Below are 13,792 nucleotides of genomic sequence, written 5' to 3' on the forward strand. Positions count from 1 at the left end.
TGGACGGCGAGGAGGACGCCGGTTTTCGGAGACCGACCTGTGACACCGACCCCGCGAGAGAGGTGCCCGAGATGACCCAGCAGACCCCCGCACCCGGCCATCAGACCCGCGCCCGCACTCACCCAGCTCCGAGCATGCCCAACTCTGTGCAGAATCCGCTGCCGAGGGCGACGCGCGCCGAGACCGCACTGATCCTGCGTGACGTGCTCGCCCCGATGGCGGCCAAGGGCCCGATCGTCCGGCGGCCAGGCGTCGTGGCCGCCGTCGAACGCCTGGATCTGGAGGCCCGTGCCGTCCGTCGGGTGCAGGCGCTCTCTGAGAAGTACGGACGGGGACCGCTGCTGGTGCCGCTGCCCGGACGGCCGCTGGCGCTGGTGCTGGATCCGGACCATGTCCACCGGATCCTGGACCAGACGCCTGAGCCCTTTGCCGCTGCGGAGACGCTGAAACGGCGTGCTCTGCAGCACTTCCAGCCCGGTGTCTCACTGATCTCCCACGGTGGGGACCGTGCGGTGCGCCGTCATCTCAATGAGATGGTGCTGGATCCGGACCACCCCGTGCACCGGATGGCGGAGGTGTTCCTGCCGGTGGTCCACGAGGAGACCGATCAGATGCTCGCCGAGATCGACGGCGACGGGGGCGCCCTGGACTGGGAGCGGTTCAGCAGGACCTGGTTCCGGATCGTGCGCCGACTGGTGATGGGTGACTCCGCCCGTGAGGATGAGGACTTCACCGCGCTGCTGGACGACCTGCGGCAGCGCGGGAACCTGGCCTTCTTGCGGCCGGTGGACGAGGAGGCCCGCGAGGAGTTCCTCTCCCGCATCCAGGACGCCCTGGACCGCGCGGAGCCCGGGAGCCTGGCCGCCGTCATGTCCGAGGTCCACGCGCAGGGTGCGCCGGGAGAGTTCGACGCCGACGGCGGCAAGCCCGCTCATCAGGTGCCGCAGTGGCTCTTCGCCTTCGACCCCGCCGGCATGGCCACCTTCCGGGCCTTGGCGCTGCTGGCCTCCCATCCGGCCCGGCTGCGCACTGCGCGGATCCAGCTGGAGGATGAGTCCGGCGAGGACGCCCCGACGCTGGAGCTGCTGCGCGCCACCGTCCTGGAGGCGCTCCGACTGTGGCCCACCACCCCGCTGATTCTGCGTGAGACCACCATGGAGGTGGAGTTCGAGCACGGGATCATGCCCGCCGGAGTCTCGGTGCTGATCTTCGCCCCGTTCTTCCACCGCGATGAGCGCAGGCTGGACTTCGCACACCGCTTCGCCCCGGAGATCTGGGAGGAGCGGATGTCCCAGAGCGGTCAGCACGAGCCGCAGCATGAGGTGCGGCGCGACGGGCAGCGCGAGGACTCGCCCGCCCAGGGGGAGTGGCCGCTGATGCCGTTCAGCTTGGGCACGGGCATCTGCCCCGGACGGCAGCTGGTGCTGCTGATCACCAGCAGCATGCTGGCCCGGGTGCTGGAGGGCCATGAGGTGGATCTGCTCTCGCACAGCCTGGGGCGGGAGAAGGAGCTGCCCTCGCTGCTGGACCCGTATGCGCTGGAGTTCCGGCTCACTGAGCGCTGAGGCGTCCCGGTTCGGGCCCAGAGATCGTCTCTCTGTTGCAGATCGTCGCCGAATCCAGAGACGATCTGCAACAGAGAGACGATTTCTGCAGTGCGGGTGCGGCAGGATGGGGTGATGGCACGCTTCAGCATCCGCACCGACGACCCTGCGCAGTCGCTCGAGGAGATCTGGCCGCCCTTCGGGCTGCGCGTCGAGACTCCTCGGCTGGCCCTGCGCGTGCTCCGCGAGGACGACTTCCCCGCCTACGTGGCCGCGGCGACCTCCGGAGTGACTCACACCGAGCGGAATCCCTTCGCCCACGCCTGGAATGACAAGCCCCCTGAGGAGCTGCTTCGTGCCTCCCTGCCGTGGGTGTGGTCCCACCGGGCGAAGGTCGGTCCGGAAACCTGGTCGCTCATGCTCGGAGTGTTCCTCAAGCCCGACGACGACGGCGGGCTGGACAGTGCTGGGCGAGGCTGGTCCGGACGGGACGGGGCTGGGTCTGCGGGAGCCGGCGTCGTGCGCTCCGGAGAGCGGCTGATCGGCATGCAGGACTGTGGGGCCCAGCACTGGACGGTGCTGCGGACTGTGGCCTCCGGCAGCTGGCTGCGCGCCGATCAGCAGGGACACGGCTATGGCCGTGAGATGCGCGCCGGCATGCTGCTCTGGGCCGTGGACCACTTTGGCGCCGCGTATGCCACCTCAGGAGCCTACGAGTGGAACGAGCGCTCGCGGCGGGTCTCGCTCGGGCTGGGTTACCAGGTGGTCGGACGGAGGTTGGTGCCGGACGCGCACGGGGAACAGGCGGAATGGCAGGAGGAGTACCGGCTGGCCGCCGAGGATCTGGTGCGCCCTGACTGGTCCGTGCAGGTGGAAGGTTCGGAACGGCTGCGGGAGTTCCTCGCCGGCTGATCCCGCCCCGCGGACCCATCCCTTCCGGGGCGTCGGGTGCGACAGGATGGAGGTGTGCAGACCTCCTCGCGAACCTCTACCGGAACCCGTCCCGTGACAGTGCACCGCGACTGGGTGCGGCGCGCCGTGGTAGCGGCGCAGCGCATCCCGCCCGCCGCGGGTGCCCCCGACGGCGGTTCGAGGGCCGGCGGCGAACGCCTCGACAGCGCCTTCGCCTCCGACGCCGCCGACGTCCTGCGCGACATCGGCCTGATCCAACTGGATCCGCTCATGCGCGTCTCGACTGCTCAGCGGCTCACCAGCCTGACCCGACTGCCGCGCACGTCCCGCGCCGACGACGTCGACTCTTCCCTCTGGCCGGACGGGAAGGTGGCCTCCTTCGAGTCCTTCACGAAGGTCGCCTGCGTGTTCCCCCTCGAGGACTGGCCGCTGCTGCGGCTGCGGCGGGAACGCCACGCCAGCGGCCACCGGCCCCAGTTGCCGGCCGGGGTGGTCGAACAGATTCGCCAGGTGGTGGCCGCCGCACCCGGCGGGGTGCAGATCGGCACCATCGAGTCCCAGGTGGGCTCCGGGGAACGGACGACGGGATGGAACTGGACGCAGGTGAAGCAGACCGCCGAACTGATGGTGCGCACCGGGGACCTGGTGATCACCGCCCGCGACGGCACCACGCGGCTGTTCGACCTGCCCGAGCGGGCGTTGCCGGAGGCGGTGCGTCAGGCGCAGGACCTTCCGGACGAGCAGCTGCTCGCCGCGCTGGCCCGTCGGGCCGCCGCGAACCTGGCGGTGATGACCCGCGCCGACTTCGCCCACCACTACCACCTCTCCGCGGAGGATGCGGCCGTCGGGATCGAGCAGGCGGGGCTGGCGCCGGTGCAGGTGCCGGGCTGGCCGGACACCGCCGGGCGGGACCAGGCCTTCTGCCTTCCGGAGCTGCTCGACGGCGTGCTGCCGGACCCCTCCGCCCAGGGGGTGGTGACCGCGCCGTCCGCCCACCCCGCCGTCGACGTCTCCTCCTCCGGGTCAGCGTCGGACGTGGGGGCGCGCGAGACCTGGGGCGAGCCGCGGGAGGCCCGCCTGATCGGTCCCTTCGACCCGCTGCTGCGCGACCGGCGTCGGGCGCGCCGGGTCTTCGACTTCGACTATCTCTTCGAGGCCTATGTTCCGCGGGCGAAGCGCGTCTACGGGCACTACGTGATGGGGGTGCTCTCCGGCGGGCGGATGATCGGCCGGGTGGACATCCAACGGGTGGGTGATCAGCTGCGCATCAACGGGATCTTCCCGGAGGCCGGGGTGCCCCGGCGAGTGCTGGCGCCCCGTGTCCGTGGAGCGGGCAGGACCCTGGCGCGGCAGCTCGGCGTCACGCTGGAGATGCCGGGGTGACCTTCCACGCGGTCTGCCGGGTCCGTACGCTCACAGCTCGATGGTGAACAGCTCACACGTGGTGTCGTAGTACCGATCAGTGGTGCCGCGGTGGGTCATGCCGATCCGCGTGGCCACCCGCTGCGAGGCCAGGTTCTCCCGGTGTGTGACCGCCACCAGATGGTCGAGGCGGTGGCGCCGAGCATGGGCGAGCAGCGCGCGGGCGGACTCCGTGGCATAGCCCTGGCCCCAGGTGTCCGGGTGCAGGTGCCACCCGATCTCCAGATCCTGAGGCGGCTCGGGAGCCGTGCCGTCGTCCGGTGCCGTGAGGTGCCTCGACCAGGGGATGGGCTTGAGCAGCGCGAACCCGGCCGGCTGGTGCTCCTCCAGCGTCTCGATCAGCCAGATGCCGGTGGCCGTGCCGGCCGCGGCACGATACCGGGCGATGCGGCTCAGGGCCTGCTCGCGGGTGGTCTCCACCCAGTCGGCGGTGCCGATGAACTCGGTGACCTCGGGCCGGGAGTACAGGTCCCGCACGTGGGCGACGTCGTCCTCGGCCACAGTGCGCAGCCGGAGTCGGGAGGTGAGCAGGGTGGGCAGTTCCTGTGTGGTCACGGCCCCAGTGTAGGACTCCCTTCTACTACACTGCGTAGAAATCTGCTGTGCTGTCCAGAGATCAGAGTGAGGAAGTCCATGCCACGCAGCCCCCTGCAGGAGCGATCCGGCGAGGGTCGGAGCCGTCGGGTTCCGGGGAAGTCGGCTTGGCGGTGGGTCGCAGTGGCCGTGCTGCTGGGACTGATCCTCGCCGTCATCCTGCTCTCCGTGCTCGGCGACGGCGACGAGGGCACCCATGACGACGTTCACCAGCCCCCGGCCCAGGGCGACGAGTCCGCCGGTGAGGCCCATGCGGGGGCCCATATGGAGCACATCCATGGCCTCGGGGTGGATCCCTCCGACGGAGCGCTGCTGATCGCCAGCCATTACGGGCTCTTCCGGCTCGACGACGGCGCACCGGAGCGCCTCTCCGAGGTGCAGGATTTCATGGGGTTCACCGTGGTGGATGAGGGGCGGCTGCTCGCCAGCGGGCACCCGGGCCAGGCGCAGGACGCGCCGTCGAACCTCGGGCTCATCGAGTCCTCTGACGGCGGTGCCACCTGGCAGGAGGTCTCCCTGGGCGGGGAGGCGGACTTCCATGCGCTGGATGCTGCCGGGCAGCGGGTCTACGGCGTGGACGCCACCGGCGGGGACCAGCTGATGGTCAGTGACGACGGCGGCGAGACCTGGCAGTCTCCTGAGGCTCCGGCGATGGCCGGGGTCGCCGTCGACCTCCGCGACCCGGACTCGGTGCTCGGCACCACCCCGGACGGGCCCGTCCTCAGCACAGACGGCGGGCAGAGTTTCGCTGCCCTGCAGGACGCCCCGTTGCTGCTGGCGGTTGACTGGGCGGCCGACGGCACGCTCTACGGCCTGGACCCGGTCGGTGGTCTGCATCGCAGCGACGATGACGGCGCCACCTGGGAGGTGACACAGGGCTCCGCGACGCTGCCGGAGGGCTACCCTGAGGCGGTGCACGCTGTGAACGGGGATGAGCTGTGGGTGGCCGTCGAAGGGGCCGTGCTGCACAGCACCGACGCCGGGGAGACCTTCGAGACCGTCCACGAGGAGTGAGCAGGGCTCACGAGCTCCACCGACGGCGCGGCTGTGTGCACACGTCGCCGTCAGGTTCTGTGTACGCTGGCTTCGAGAATTCCACGCTCTTCCCAAGGAGGCCCCTGTGGCGCTGACCCGCGATGTGACCATCGAGATCCCCGCCGGATCCCGGGTGAAGTACGAGATCGATCACGAGACCCACCGTCTGCGTCTGGACCGTGTGCTGTTCACCTCCATGCAGTACCCGACCCATTACGGTTACTTCGACGACACCCTCGGCGAGGACGGCGACCCGCTGGACGCGCTGGTCTACATCCCGGAGATCGACCTGATCCCCGGCGTGGTCGTCGAGGCACGCCCGATCGGCGTGCTGAACATGACCGACGACGGCGGCGGTGACGCCAAGCTGGTCTGCGTCCCGGATGACAAGCGCTTCGACCACATCCAGGAGCTGGAGGACCTCGGCGAGTTCCTCAAGGGGGAGATCGAGCACTTCTTCACCCGGTACAAGGACCTCGAGCCAGGCAAGTGGGTCAAGATCGAGGGCTGGGAGGGCCGCGAGGCCGCCGAGGCCGAGCTGCAGCGCAGCATCGAGCGGTACGGCAGCTGACCCGGGCTCAGCTGAGCTGGAGCGGGGGGAGGGGCCGCACGCTCGGCTGTTCCGCCCTGCCCCGTGCCGCCCACCTGTGGTGTGATGGATCCATGGAGCACACCGTCGCAGAGCCGTCGACCGAAAACCCCGCCGACGGAACCCCCGCAGAGTCCCCCGCTGACCTGCTCATCGCCTGGGACGTCGCCGAGCAGTCCGCCGCCCGGCTCGTCCCTCCCGGGCCGCGGCTGTCCGCCCGCGAGGCGGCCGCGGAGGTCTCCGCGCTGCGCGACGCCGCCCACGCCAGCGTGGACCACGTCCACCGCATCACCGGCCTGGAGGCCGCCGCCGGGCTCGGCGCCGGCTCGGAGGCCGGGAACTCGGACACCTTCATCGTCGACCGTGCCACCTGGGCGAAGGCGAACGCCGCATCCTTCCGCCGTCTGCTCACCCCTGCGTTGGAGGAGGCTGTCGCCGCCAAGCCGGAGATGGTCAGGCCCGGCAGCAGCACCCAGGTGTTCGGCTCGGCCGTCGCCGGCACGGAGCTCGGCGCGGTCCTGGGCTTCCTCTCGGCGAACGTGCTCGGCCAGTTCGACCCCTTCGCCCCCGAGGGGGGCCGGCTCATGCTGGTGGCCCCCAATGTGGTGATGCTGCGCCAGGAGCTCAACCTCGAGCCCGCTGACTTCCGGCTCTGGGTGTGTCTCCACGAGCAGACCCACCGGGTCCAGTTCGCCGCGGCCCCCTGGCTGCCCGAGCATCTGCTGGGGCTGATCGGCACGCTCTCCAGCTCCACCCTCGGAGCGGCCGACTCGCTCGGGGATCGGCTCGCCGAGGCTCTGCGCCACCTGAAGGAGGAGCTGCAGCAGCGCGGCGAGGACCAGGACGGCGTGTCAGGAGCGGACGACGACGGCGAATCCTCTGACGGCGAATCCTCTGACGGCGAATCCTCTGACGGCGGCTCCCGTGACGCGCAGGCCCACGGCGGCGCGAGCGGGCCTCCGCGCAACCGCCTCATCGAGCTGATCGGCAGCGAGGAGGCTCGCGAGGCCTACTCGCAGATCACCGCAGTGATGAGCCTGCTGGAGGGCCACGCCAACCACGTGATGGACGCCGTCGACTCCTCGATCGTGCCCTCCGTGAAGACCATCCGCCGACGTTTCCAGGACCGGGGCAAGCACCGCAGCATCCTGGAGCGCTGGGTCAGGAGGCTGCTCCAGCTCGACGTCAAGGCCCGCCAGTACACCGACGGCCAGCGATTCGTCAGCCGTGTGGTCGAGACCGTCGGCATGGAGCGGTTCAACCAGGTCTGGGAGAGTGCAGAGCACCTGCCCACCGAGGAGGAGCTGCACGATCCTGACCGGTGGGTCGCCCGGATGGGCTTCGCCGAGATCTCCGCCGCCGAGACCCCCGCCGAGGACTGAGATGGCGGCCCTGCCCCCGGTGGTGGGCGCTGCCCGCCGGGCCGTGGCCGAGATGCTCGATCCGGACCGGCCGAACCTGGTGGCCTGCTCCGGCGGCGCTGATTCCCTGGCGCTCGCCGTTGCGGCCTCCCACCTTCACCGCCGGGGCGAGGCGGTGGTGGGCGCCGTCGTGGTGGACCACCGGCTGCACGCGAGGAGCGCGGAGGTCACAGCCGTCGCCCGGGAGCAGCTTGACGTCTTGGGCCTGGATCCGCTGCGCATCCTCACCGTCGAGGTCGATCAGGACTCCGCGGAAGGGCCGGAGGCCGCCGCCCGACGCGCCCGCTACGGGGCCTTCCACCGTGCCATGGCCGAGACGGGGGCATCCCGGGTGCTGCTCGCCCACACCCGGGATGACCAGGCCGAACAGGTGCTGCTGGGCCTGGCGCGCGGATCTGGGACCCGCTCGCTCGCGGGCATGCCGGCGGTGCGCGGCCCGTTCCGCCGTCCGCTGCTGGGGCTCAGCCGCCGGGACACCGACGCGATCTGCCTGTGGGCAGGGCTCACCCCCTGGCAGGATCCGGCCAACCAGGACCCGCGGCTGCTGCGTTCCCGGGTGCGGACCGAGGTGCTGCCCCACCTGGAGGAGCACCTCTCCTCATCAGTGCGCGAGGCGCTGGCCCGCACCGCCCAGATCGCCGCGGAGGACGCCGATCTCCTCGACGCTCAGGCCAAGGAGATCTTCGCTGTGCTGCTGGAGGACCCCGACGACGCCGGCCGCCTCCGGCTTCCGCTGGATCGGCTGAAGAGCGAGCCGGCGGCGCTGCGGCGTCGGATCATCGCCCTGGCGGTGGTGGCCGTGGGCGGGTCTGCGCCCTCCTTCGAGCGGCTGCGGGCGGTGGAGTCGCTGCTGGCACGGCAGGGTTCGGCGGGGCCGATCCAGCTGGAGGGTCACGTCACGGCACATCGGGGCACGCACGATTCGCCCGACTATGGAAAACTTGTGCTCGTTCCTCGGGGCGCCGCCGCGCCGGGGCCCTGAGGATCCGGCCCAGGAGGCCGGTCCACCGATCATCTGCCGCACGGGGCGCACCGCCCGACACCGCCCACACTGAGGAGCGCATCAGCACTCATGGACGCCCAGGACGTCACTGCAGACCTGACCGAGGTCCTCTGCACCAAGGAAGAGATCGACGCACGCATCAAGGAGCTCGCCGCGGAGATCGACCGTGACTATGCCGACAAGGATGTGCTCCTGGTGGGGGTGCTCAAGGGCGCGGTGATGGTCATGGCTGACCTCTCCCGTGCGTTGAGCAGTCACGTGACCATGGACTGGATGGCGGTGTCCTCCTACGGCTCCGGCACGAAGTCCTCCGGAGTGGTCCGCATCCTGAAGGACCTCGACGCCGATCTGATGAATCGTCACGTGCTCATCGTGGAGGACATCATCGATTCCGGCCTGACGTTGTCCTGGTTGAAGTCCAACCTGGAGTCTCGAGGCCCCGCCTCGGTGGAGATCTGCACCCTGTTGCGGAAGCCGGATGCGGTCAAGGTGGACATCGACGTCAAGTACGTCGGCATGGACATCCCGAACAAGTTCGTGGTCGGCTACGGCCTGGACTTCGCGGAGAAGTACCGAAACCTCGACTGCGTGGGGATCCTCGCCCCGCACGTCTACGAGTGACCCCCGGGTGGGCGGCTCGGACCGCCGACCCGTGATGTTATAAACTGTCATCTGCGTCACACCGCTCAGAGCTCGCCTCTGCTGCGCTGCGGCCTGCGTCGTGCTGTCGATCGGATGAGGTGAGCTGTGGCATCGTCGGGAGCACGGTCGGCCCTGGGGGGTTCCCTGCGGCCGGTCTCCAAGGCTGCGGCCGCCTATGCCACGCTTCGGAAGAGCATCCGCGTCGGTGATCTCGAGCCGGGGGAGCGGGTCACCCTCAAACGGCTCTCCGAGCACCTGGGCATGAGCCTGACCCCGGTGCGTGAGGCGTTGAACCGCCTGGAGTCCGAGGGCTTCGTGGTGCATGACCCCCATCGGGGCACCTTCATCGCCGAACTGACCGTCGAGCGCATCGAGCAGGTCTACCGTCTGCGCTGCGTGTTGGAGCCGATGGCTGTCCGGCTCGCCGGTGAGCGTGCCACTTCGAACGACCTGGCTCGCCTCCACGAGCTGGTGGTGGCCTGCGACGAGGCGGGGACTCCGCTGGAGACCGTGGAGAGCAACGAGGAGCTCCATCTGGCGATCTATCGGCTCAGCGGCGACGCCCTGCTGGCGGGCTTCATCGACCAGCTCTGGGCCGGCATGCCGTATCCCTCTCTGGGTCTCTATGGATCAGTCTCGCGGGTGGGACAGTCCTCCGAGGAGCACCACCGCATCGTCGATGCGATGGCCGAGGGGCGGCTCGACGACGCCGCCGAGGCCATGCGGGTGCACATCGAGCACGGTCGTGAGGCGGCACTGCGGAACCTTCGCGAGGACTGAGCGCCGAGGGTCGAGCCCTCAGGGCTGGACACCGTCGTCGTCGCAGCTGTCTGCCCAGCGTGTCGCGCTGACCGGCACCTCCTCGGAGCTGGAGCGCGTCAGTCCGGCATGGTGCGTCCCCATCGAGTTCCGGATTGCGGCAGCAGCCGGTGATCATGGCCTCCAGGTGCTTCACATCACCAGGGTTGATATTTTATAAACTCCCCGCTAATGTCATCCCCGTCACAATGATGTGACCCACATGACACCCGCCAAGCAGCGAGCGGACCATCCGAGGAGTTCGGCCGGTCGGCCCGCACGGACCGGAAGACGATGGGGAGACACTGATGGAACGGACATCGCGTACGACAACAGAAGGGCAGCATGTGCCCGAACACCAGGGAGGGGACCGGCCTGCCGTCGACGCCACGGCGGAGATATCGCGTCCGGAGAGCTGGACTCGCATCATGGGGCTGCCCATCGGCTGGTTCGCACTGCTATTCGCCATCGTGGCCGTCTGTGCCGCCCTCGGCGTGCTGCCCACATCGATGTTGGCAGGCTTCGCCGTGGTGATCCTGATCGGCGGGCTGCTGAACTGGATCGGCGGACGTGTCCCGGGGTTGCGCAACTACGGCCTCCCGACGGTGCTGTGCATCCTCACTCCAGCGGTCCTGCTGCACTTCGGCCTGTTCCCGACGTCGCTGGCGGAGACCATGGACGTCTTCACCGACGGCGGCCAGATCGGGTTCATCGACCTCTACATCGCCAGCCTGATCGCCGGCTCCATCCTGGGTATGCCGCGCGCCCTGCTGCTCAAGGCCGGCGCGCGCATCGCCGTGCCGCTGCTGGGCACCATCGTCTCCGTCTTCCTCGTGATCGGCCTGATCGGCACCGCCCTGGGCTTCGGGCTGCGCGAGTCGGTCCTCTTCATCGCGGCGCCGATCATCGGTGGTGGCGTGGGTGCAGGCATCGTGCCGATGTCCGGGATCTATGCGGACCAGATGGGCGGTGACGCCGGCGCCTACGTGGCCCAGCTGATCCCCGCGGTGATCATCGCCAACGTGCTGACCATCTTCTGCGCCGGCATCTTCAACGGCATCACCTATAAGGGCCAGCAGTTCTTCCTGGGCTTCAACGGCAACGGGCAGATCGTCCGGGTGGAGGGGGGCGCCGATCAGTTCAAGTCCAAGCCGAAGCCGACCTCCGGAGCGTTCTCCGTGCTGCTGGTCGGTCTGACCATGGCCTGCACGCTGTTCCTGCTGGGCACCCTCGTGGCCGAGTTCGTCCCGGGCATCCACGCCTACGCCTGGACGATCCTGCTGGCGGCGCTGATCAAGATCTTCGGTCTGGTGCCGGAGGCGTTCGAGGACGCCGTCTCGACGTGGTTCGCCTTCGTCTCGAGCACGCTGACGCCGGCCCTGCTGGTCGGCATCTCCATCACCTATTTCGAGTTCGACGAGCTCGGTGCCCTGCTCTCCGACTGGCGCTACCCCGTGCTGGTGGTGCTGGCCGTCATCGTCGCCATCCTGGTGTCCGGTGCGCTGGGCTGGCTGGTGAAGATGTACTTCGCCGAGACCTCTGTGGCCATCGGCATGGGCATGACGGACATGGGCGGCACGGGTGACGTCGCCGTGGTCTCCGCGGCGAACCGGCTCGAGCTGATGCCCTTCCTCCAGGTCAGCTCGCGCATCGGTGGGGCGTTGGTGCTGTTGAGCGTCTCCCTGCTGATCCCGATCCTGGGCTGAGCAGGGCGCGCCAGCGATCTATTGCGAGATGTTCGCAATAACGTAGTATGACAGGGTGCCCCAGTCTCCACCCGCCCTGTCCTCCACCACGCGGGCCCCGTCGTCTCGCCCGACTGCGGAGCAGGCGGCCGACGACGCGGGGCCCGTGGGAGACGGGATCCCCCCGTCAGGCCCTGCGTCTGCCCTGGGTGACACCGGCGTCGCCCGTCAGGTAGCCCTGACCCGACGGTGGGTGCTGCGCTTCCAGCGTGCCGTCGTGCTCCTCCTGGCGCTGGGGATCATCGGCATCGTGCTCCTCTCGGTCTCCACCGGGCCGATCAGTCTGACCATGATCGACGCGGGGCGGCTCATCCTCGGGCATCTGATCCCGGGGATGCCGTGGATGTCCGACGGCAGCTACACCGGCCTGGAGGACCAGGCGGTCTGGCAGTTCCGTCTGCCACGAGTGCTCCTGGCCCTGATCGGGGGCGCCGGGCTGGCATTGGCCGGAGGACTGATGCAGGCGGTGGTGCGGAACCCGCTGGCCGAGCCCTACCTGCTCGGGGTCTCCTCCGGGGCCGGGCTCGGCGCCGTCGCGGTGATCTCCTTCGGCTCGGCGGCCCTGGGCGGGGTCACGATCTCCGTGGCCGCCTTCGTCGGCGCGCTGGCCGCCACCGGGGCCGTGTTCCTCTGTGCTCAGCAGGACGGCGTCGTCGCCCCGACCCGGCTGATCCTCGCAGGTGTCGCGCTGGGCTCGCTGCTGAGCGCGGTCACCAGCTTCCTCACCCTCACCGGGGACGCCCACCAGGTGTTCTCGGTGATGTTCTTCCTGCTCGGCAGCCTTTCGGCGGCCACGTTCGGCCAGCTGGTGCTTCCTGCGGTCGTGCTGGGGCTGGTGCTCGTCTTCGCAGGAGTCAACGCCCGTGGGCTCAATGCCCTGATGGCCGGGGACGAGACCGCCACTGCACTGGGCGTGAACGTCAACGTCCTGCGCATCGGCTCCCTGGTGCTGGCCGCTCTGCTGACCGCCTCTGTGGTCGCGGTCTGCGGCGGCATCGGTTTCGTGGGGCTGATCATCCCGCACACGGCACGGCTGCTGGTGGGGTCGGACCACCGGCTGATGCTCCCGGTCGCCGTGCTGGGAGGCGCGCTGTTCCTCGCCGCCGCGGACCTCGCGGCACGGACCGCCGCCGCTCCGACCGAAGTGCCCATCGGGATCTTCACCGCCGCCGTCGGCGCGCCGTTCTTCCTGTGGCTGCTGCGCCCCCGGCGTGCGCGGAGCTTCTGGGGCGGACGTCTCCGGAGCCTGCGCGGCCGGATGGAGGCGGGCGCATGAGCGAGGCGGAGGAGCCCTCGGCCGGGCTGCGCTTCTGCGGAGTGACCGTGGAGCACGCCGGCCGGCGGCTGGTCGAGGAGGTCAGCTTCACCGCGCCGGCGGGTCAGGTCACCGCACTGGTGGGTCCCAACGGATCCGGCAAGTCCACGCTGCTGAAGACGGCCTATCGGCTCGTGAGGCCCGACGCCGGGACGGTGAGTCTGGCCGGGGAGGACCTGTGGCAGCTGCCGCGCCGTCAGGTGGCCCGCCGGATCGCCGTGATGGCCCAGGAGGCGCAGACGGTGGTGGACAGCGCCGGTATGGGCCAGTCAGTGCTGGACATCGTGCTGATGGCCCGCTCCATCCACCATCGCGGCTTCAGCCCCGACACCGACGCCGACCTCGCCGAGGTGGTCCGCAGCCTCGAGACGGCACGCGCCGGGCACCTGGCGGCCCGCTCCTTCTCCGAACTCTCCGGAGGGGAGAAGCAGCGGGTGCTGCTGGCTCGGGCGCTCGCGCAGGGCACCGGCACGCTGCTGCTGGACGAGCCCACGAATCACCTCGACATCGCCTTCCAGATGGAGCTGCTGCACATCGTGCGGGACCTCGGCCGCACCGCAGTGGTCGCCGTCCATGACCTCAACCTGGCGCTCACCTACTGCGACCACGCCGCGGTCCTGTCCGAGGGCCGACTGCTGGACCATGGGCCCGTGGCAGGGGTGCTCACCGAGACGCAGGTGCGGGGGGCCTTCGGGGTCCGCGCCACCACCCTGACCCTCCCCGGAGGGCAGCAGACCCGCCTGGCCTTCGACCGCCTCGAGGTCTGAGGCAC

General features: G+C 69.9%; 13 protein-coding genes. 12 read left to right on the forward strand and 1 reads right to left on the reverse strand.

The annotated features are described in order from the left end of the window. Window positions 1-71 precede the first annotated feature (71 nt). The 3 genes from HNR09_RS07935 to HNR09_RS07945 all read left to right on the forward strand — a co-directional run bounded on the left by HNR09_RS07935 (window position 72) and on the right by HNR09_RS07945 (window position 3,839). Window positions 72-1,565 (forward strand): cytochrome P450, encoded by a 1,494-nt coding sequence (locus tag HNR09_RS07935; protein WP_218881903.1) that lies wholly within the window; start codon window positions 72-74, stop codon window positions 1,563-1,565. Window positions 1,566-1,679: 114 nt separating this feature from the next. Continuing rightward, window positions 1,680-2,456 carry a GNAT family N-acetyltransferase gene (locus HNR09_RS07940; RefSeq protein WP_179541545.1) on the forward strand — a complete coding sequence of 259 codons (777 nt, stop codon included), beginning with the start codon at window positions 1,680-1,682 and terminating at the stop codon, window positions 2,454-2,456. A 93-nt stretch (window positions 2,457-2,549) separates the two neighbouring features. Continuing rightward, window positions 2,550-3,839 carry a DNA glycosylase AlkZ-like family protein gene (locus HNR09_RS07945; protein WP_179541546.1) on the forward strand — a complete coding sequence of 430 codons (1,290 nt, stop codon included), beginning with the start codon at window positions 2,550-2,552 and terminating at the stop codon, window positions 3,837-3,839. A 30-nt stretch (window positions 3,840-3,869) separates the two neighbouring features. Here the strand turns inward: HNR09_RS07945 and HNR09_RS07950 are convergent, their stop codons facing one another. Continuing rightward, complete coding sequence (locus HNR09_RS07950) at window positions 3,870-4,433, reverse strand: GNAT family N-acetyltransferase (protein ID WP_218881904.1); 564 nt, start codon at window positions 4,431-4,433, stop codon at window positions 3,870-3,872. A gap of 78 nt (window positions 4,434-4,511) precedes the next feature. On the opposite strand from HNR09_RS07950, the gene HNR09_RS07955 reads away from it, so the two are divergent. From HNR09_RS07955 to HNR09_RS07995, 9 genes are all read left to right on the forward strand, one after another. Next, complete coding sequence (locus HNR09_RS07955; RefSeq protein ID WP_179541547.1) at window positions 4,512-5,486, forward strand: F510_1955 family glycosylhydrolase; 975 nt, start codon at window positions 4,512-4,514, stop codon at window positions 5,484-5,486. Between the two features lie 112 nt (window positions 5,487-5,598). After that, window positions 5,599-6,078, forward strand: coding sequence for an inorganic diphosphatase (locus HNR09_RS07960; RefSeq protein WP_179543095.1), 480 nt, complete (start codon window positions 5,599-5,601; stop codon window positions 6,076-6,078). 92 nt (window positions 6,079-6,170) lie between these two features. Next, window positions 6,171-7,478: a zinc-dependent metalloprotease gene (locus tag HNR09_RS07965; protein WP_179541548.1), complete on the forward strand. Its 1,308-nt coding sequence runs from the start codon at window positions 6,171-6,173 to the stop codon at window positions 7,476-7,478. Between the two features lies 1 nt (window position 7,479). Then, window positions 7,480-8,499, forward strand: coding sequence for a tRNA lysidine(34) synthetase TilS (gene tilS / locus HNR09_RS07970; protein WP_179541549.1), 1,020 nt, complete (start codon window positions 7,480-7,482; stop codon window positions 8,497-8,499). Window positions 8,500-8,589: 90 nt separating this feature from the next. Beyond that, window positions 8,590-9,141 (forward strand): hypoxanthine phosphoribosyltransferase, encoded by a 552-nt coding sequence (hpt, locus tag HNR09_RS07975; RefSeq protein WP_179541550.1) that lies wholly within the window; start codon window positions 8,590-8,592, stop codon window positions 9,139-9,141. Window positions 9,142-9,267: 126 nt separating this feature from the next. Then, complete coding sequence (locus HNR09_RS07980) at window positions 9,268-9,942, forward strand: FCD domain-containing protein (protein WP_179541551.1); 675 nt, start codon at window positions 9,268-9,270, stop codon at window positions 9,940-9,942. 446 nt (window positions 9,943-10,388) lie between these two features. Then, on the forward strand, window positions 10,389-11,666 hold the full coding sequence (locus tag HNR09_RS07985) for a 2-hydroxycarboxylate transporter family protein (protein ID WP_179541552.1): 1,278 nt from the start codon (window positions 10,389-10,391) through the stop codon (window positions 11,664-11,666). A 55-nt stretch (window positions 11,667-11,721) separates the two neighbouring features. Then, a complete protein-coding gene (locus HNR09_RS07990) occupies window positions 11,722-12,981 on the forward strand; it encodes a FecCD family ABC transporter permease (protein ID WP_343047487.1) in 1,260 nt (419 codons plus the stop codon). Next, the gene (locus HNR09_RS07995; protein WP_179541553.1) at window positions 12,978-13,787 is read left to right on the forward strand and encodes an ABC transporter ATP-binding protein; all 810 of its coding nucleotides are present in this window, start codon (window positions 12,978-12,980) and stop codon (window positions 13,785-13,787) included. The genes HNR09_RS07990 and HNR09_RS07995 overlap by 4 nt, the downstream gene beginning before the upstream one ends. Window positions 13,788-13,792: the final 5 nt, after the last annotated feature.

It is taken from the genome of Nesterenkonia xinjiangensis (assembly GCF_013410745.1).
Lineage (GTDB): Bacteria > Actinomycetota > Actinomycetes > Actinomycetales > Micrococcaceae > Nesterenkonia > Nesterenkonia xinjiangensis.

What these genes read in the sequence shown, in the direction of transcription:
- HNR09_RS07935 (WP_218881903.1), top strand. Translation starts at nt 72, where the DNA reads ATGACCCAGCAGACCCCCGCACCCGGCCATCAGACCCGCGCCCGCACT.
- HNR09_RS07940 (WP_179541545.1), top strand. Translation starts at nt 1,680, where the DNA reads ATGGCACGCTTCAGCATCCGCACCGACGACCCTGCGCAGTCGCTCGAG.
- HNR09_RS07955 (WP_179541547.1), top strand. Translation starts at nt 4,512, where the DNA reads ATGCCACGCAGCCCCCTGCAGGAGCGATCCGGCGAGGGTCGGAGCCGT.
- HNR09_RS07965 (WP_179541548.1), top strand. Translation starts at nt 6,171, where the DNA reads ATGGAGCACACCGTCGCAGAGCCGTCGACCGAAAACCCCGCCGACGGA.
- tilS (WP_179541549.1), top strand. Translation starts at nt 7,480, where the DNA reads ATGGCGGCCCTGCCCCCGGTGGTGGGCGCTGCCCGCCGGGCCGTGGCC.
- hpt (WP_179541550.1), top strand. Translation starts at nt 8,590, where the DNA reads ATGGACGCCCAGGACGTCACTGCAGACCTGACCGAGGTCCTCTGCACC.
- HNR09_RS07985 (WP_179541552.1), top strand. Translation starts at nt 10,389, where the DNA reads ATGGGGCTGCCCATCGGCTGGTTCGCACTGCTATTCGCCATCGTGGCC.
- HNR09_RS07995 (WP_179541553.1), top strand. Translation starts at nt 12,978, where the DNA reads ATGAGCGAGGCGGAGGAGCCCTCGGCCGGGCTGCGCTTCTGCGGAGTG.